We start from the raw sequence: 4,897 nt of genomic DNA on the forward strand, positions 1-4,897 counted from the left end.
ACTTGTAGTCGGCAAAGGCATTCCAGCTGCCCGGCACATCCGTATCGGCCCTGCCAATGTCAAAGCGCACCGTCCAGAACCGCGGCATTCCGCCCATGGTGCGGCCGTCGATGGAAAAGTCCGACGTTCCTGCCGTATGGGTGTAGATGGTAGAGCCGTTCATGAAGCGGCCAAAATCAGTCCGGTTCTGTCCCCAGTCAAAGGACACCGACGCATTCTGGCCGAAGCGGTACTTGGCGCCCAGGCCGATGACGTTGGCCAGTTCATCGAAAGATGCCGTGTTGTTGAGATCCGCTCTCCGTTCGTCAGCATAGCGGATAGAATGAGTATCGTCGCCCAGGGAGCGGAGATACCAGGCCTGGACACCGAAGTTGTCACCAAACTGGTGCTTGGCCTGGACAAAGGCCGCCCGTTCAATAGCCGGAATGACGTCCTTGACCAGGACTGTGCCAAACTGCGGCAGCAGAATACCCTGTTTTTCCAGCGCTTCTACAGGCATACTGTTATTTTCCTGCCAGGCCCCCAGCGTCTGAATCACCCGGGTCAGTGCTTCCGGGACCCCTGCCTGTACGGTATATCCACTCAGGCCTGTCCCCTTTGTATGATTGGCATCAAAATATTTTGTCGTATAATACTGCTGAAAAGCATAGTCTTTATTCCACAGGGACTGTACTGCCAGCGTATGCGCCTCGTCTTTGCCGCCGGCCAATTTTTGCGAATGCTGGTCAAAGTCGTCTTTTGAAACCGCTACTGTAGTTGCATCAGGGGTCTCCCATAACGGTTTTAGTATTTGGCTTCCCGTATATTGGTAGTATCCTGCCCACTTTTCTGTAACAGTATACTTGCCATCCCCCAATATGGAAGAGCGTGCATCATAATCTATTATCTTGGAGTAGGGGCTTTCCTTCACTTGTTCCAGGGAGTCACTCATACTCTGCCACTGCATTTCCGCTGTTTCTTCCAGTTTTTTCTGATCGAATACATCGGTCACTGGAATGGTTTTGTTATGCTGCATGTTACCATGCAGATAGGGATTTTCCATGACCATATACGTGCCAATGACCTTATCCCCCTGAGTAAGGGTGACTTCTTTCCAGGCAAAGGTATTAATAGCCGGCACTACAATGCTATTGGCCATAATCGTATTATACGTATCGGGCTTATCTTGTTTGATAATATCCAGGTACTGTGATACGAGCTCTTTCTGCTCTGCCAGCGTAGAAGCTGCAGCCAGTTTCTGGTATAATCCGGAAAATCCTTCTTTCGTAAGGACGTGATCTACATAGATTCCTTCTGGCTCTCTCGCATCCTGATCATAGCCAAGCCATTCCTGAATCGTCGGCGCCCGCATGAATACTTCCCGCGTGGCGTGGGTATAGGCCGAGTCTGTAATGCCTGTAGAGGCGCTGAAGTCGCCGTAGCCCAGGCGGACCTGGGTATTGCCGCTGGTCCATACGGCCCGGGCGCCGTCGTATTCCTTGCCAAACCAGTAGCCCGTCACGCCCATGGGTTCGGTCAGGCGTCCTATGGAAAAGTCCCATTTGTTTGCATGCTGCGTAATATCTATGTTGTCCAGGCGCTGGTGATTCAGTCCCTTTGAGTCGCTGACGTCGTGCATCGTGTCGACGCCGGTCATGCCGGAGGCACTGCCGAGAATTTTCACATTTGTGTTTTCACCAATGCGGGCGTCCAGGCCCAGGCGCAGGCGCTGTTCAAAACCGTGTTCTGCTTTTTCCAGGTAGTTCTTATAGGCTGAACCGACGCTGGCTGTCGGCGTCACCCGGGCTTCGGACGCTTTGATTTCACCGGTAAAGGAATTCCAGCGGGCCCGGTAATCGCCAATGACTTCGACGCCTGGTTCTTTTTCCGTATCAAAGGGCTTCTGAATGAACCAGTCCGTATCCAGCGGCTTCGTCGTATCTTCGACGACAGCCTTGCCGGCAGCCTTATCCAGCTCTTTTTCCAGCGTTTCGCCGCCAGGACCAAATTTCAGGTTTACGCCGAACTTGTAGACCCGTTCCATAAAGGCCTGATCGTCGTCGCGGTGGTTAAACAAATTATCTACGCCTACATAGACGGTCGAATCCTTGTCGATCTGTTTGGACAGGAGGAAATTCCACAGGCCGAAGGTCTTCTTCTGATACGTCCAGTCCGACTTGTCTTTGAAGAAATAATGAACCGTATGGTCATCGGATTCCATATAGTTGCCGTTATTGCTGATGGCATTGCTGTCCAGCATATGAATGTAGTAATCACCCCACAGAGATGCCGTCCAGCCGGCATTTTCATAGGTCACGCCAATATCCACCTTATGCTGAGGCTTGTCCAGGAGCTGGTCCGGCATATCGGGATCACTCTTGTTGACGGCGTGTAGGTACGTATAACCCAGCTTGCCGCTCCAGTGTTTATTGAAGCGATGGTTGATTTCCGCTTCGACGCCGGTGATTTCGGCTTCGCCAATATTTTTAAAGCTGTAAATCATATCAGGCGGCTGAATAAATTTAAGCGTACTGGCGCCAGGATGGAAATCCATAATTTCGCCTGTAAAGTACGTCGTCATGTAGTCATCGATTTTATTGTGGAATACGTTAAGCCGTGCCGACGTATTGCCGTTTTCCCCTTCAATGCCGATGTCGAAGTTGACTGATTTTTCCGGCTTCAGATCGGGATTGCCAATCCAGTAATAGCCCATGCGTCCCAGTTCATCGCCCAGACCTTCTACGCGGGCCGGCGAGCCGGCATACATTTCCCAGCTGTAATATAATTCGCCCATGCCCGGCTCTGTATAGCCTGTGCCGACGTTGGCCTTGAAGCGGCGGTGCTGATTGCCGCCCAGATTGTGAGTCAGGCCCAGGTTGAACGTGGCATTGGAGCCGAACAAATCACTGTGATCGATACGGAATACCGGCGACAGGATGGTATTGTCATTGACCTGCCATGTATCACCAATGTAGAAGTTCTGTTTTTTCAGCGTTACCTTGCCGACGGTCTGGCGATTTTTCCGGGCATTATATTCTTCGTTAAATTCTTTCCCGTTAAATTTGGTCGCTTCTGGATACTGTTGCTGGGCTAAATCATGCCTATAATAATTCACGACCAACATATAATCTGATATATCCGGATTCTTTTTTAGCAGCTCTGCATTGCTGGGATCCTGACGCAGCTGCTGCGCAAACTCTCCTATATTTCCATTAGGAACCTTGTTGTTCATTAAAGCCTGCCAGTCATCTTCCGTGAATGCAGGCATGCCCTGCCCGTTCTTGGCTCCGTAGAGCTCCCAGTTTTTATCGTAGTAGGGAACGCCGTTTTCATGAAAGGACATGGCATAATCATGCACTTTAGACTCCGGTCCCTGACTGGCCCCGGTTATGCTGTCATAGGTTTCCTTCAGGTTTTTATCATATGCCCAGGGATCGATGTAGCGAGTCGTCGTATGAGGCGCATTTTTGATGCGGCTTCCTTCACCGGTTTCCTGGGAATAGCCGAATCCATAGGTCAGCAGGTGCCGGTCATTAAGCTGTGTATTGGCCGACGCTTTGATATTGTACTGCTTATGCATAATATCGTCGACGTACAGGAGCGTATTCTTACCTGTATATTTGCTTTCTGCATAGGCTGTCGACGTAGTGACGTCGTTTTCCTGTATCTTCGTGTAGTCGTAACTGATTTTCCAGTCCGTACTGCCGCCGTTATTGCCCGTATAGGTCAGGCTGTAGCGGTTTCGGTCCAGATCCCGTTTGAACAGGGTCTGCGGCGCCGCATCGGACTGTTTCATGAGCCGTTCCATATCTTCCGTCGTCTTATCGAGGGTGACATCAATTTTATTCCGTTCATCAATGTCATAGGAACCGAGGAAGCCGATGTTTTTAATATCGCCGTAATAGCGAAGGGAGTTGCGGAGGCTGCCGCTCAGATTGTCGCTATAGGAATTCTTACTGTATACGGGCAGGATTTCCCGCTTGCTGCCATATACGCTGAACCGGGCCTTGCCGACCTGCCCCGAATCGGCGCGAAGGAAGACGTTCTGATACGGAAACAGGTCGCCGTCCCCTTTTGTTCGCCGTCCTTCGGCATTGACCTGGAATCCTGGCGTCTTGGCCGCTTTCTTGGTCACGACATTGATGACGCCGCCAATGGCGTCCGAGCCGTACTTGGCGCTGGCTGCGCCCTGAATGATTTCGATGTGGTCCACGTTTTCCGTACCCAGCCGCTGGAGCTCGTCAGCCTGGCCGCTGTACTTGGCAAAGTCCCCCATGACGGGCTGGCCGTCAATGAGGATGAGGGTGTGCCGCGGTTCGGCGCCGCGGATGGAGACAGTAACGCGGCCCATAGCGTCGACACTGCGGGACAGGCCCGTTTCGTGGAAAATAATGTCCTCTACAGATTTGGCCTGTTTCTTTTCAATGTCTTCGGACGTGATGATCGTCGTCTGCTGGCTTTCGTACTTGGCGGCCTCTTTGGCTGCGTTAGCTTCGACGACAACGTCCTTTGTGGTCACATTTTGCTCCCCCCCTAGTGGACTCTCGGCCAGTACGGGCATGGACATCCATGTCAGGACGGCGCAAGCCAACAAGGCGTATGTTGATGAATGCTTCATAATCGTTCCCCTTTCTGTGTTTACTCATACAATACTAAGAATCATTGCTAAAAATGACTATGTGTGAAGTATATCACAGATGAAAATGATTTTCTACTCCATTCCGACATTTTACAGCCCGTTCCGACATTTATTTTTAGTTTTTCTGTTTTTTTCGTGTTTTTTCATAAAAACCGTATATATGTTCACCTCTTTGGGCCCTGTGTAATGGATATTTTCTCTGTCCAGGCAATAGAAAAAGAGCTGTCCCTTTTGGAGACAGCTCGTTACTACCGGAAACTCGTATGCAGTTGTATCAAA

1 protein-coding gene is annotated in these 4,897 nt (G+C 50.8%); it reads right to left on the reverse strand.

Annotation, left to right across the window (positions count from 1 at the left end):
• Positions 1 to 4,498: TonB-dependent siderophore receptor (locus Q3886_RS08345; protein ID WP_301860900.1), on the reverse strand; the 4,498-nt coding region annotated here is incomplete at its 3' end.
• Positions 4,499 to 4,897 lie beyond the last annotated feature (399 nt).

Origin of the sequence: uncultured Megasphaera sp. (genome assembly GCF_958350005.1) — a bacterium.
Taxonomy (GTDB): Bacteria; Bacillota; Negativicutes; order Veillonellales; family Megasphaeraceae; genus Megasphaera.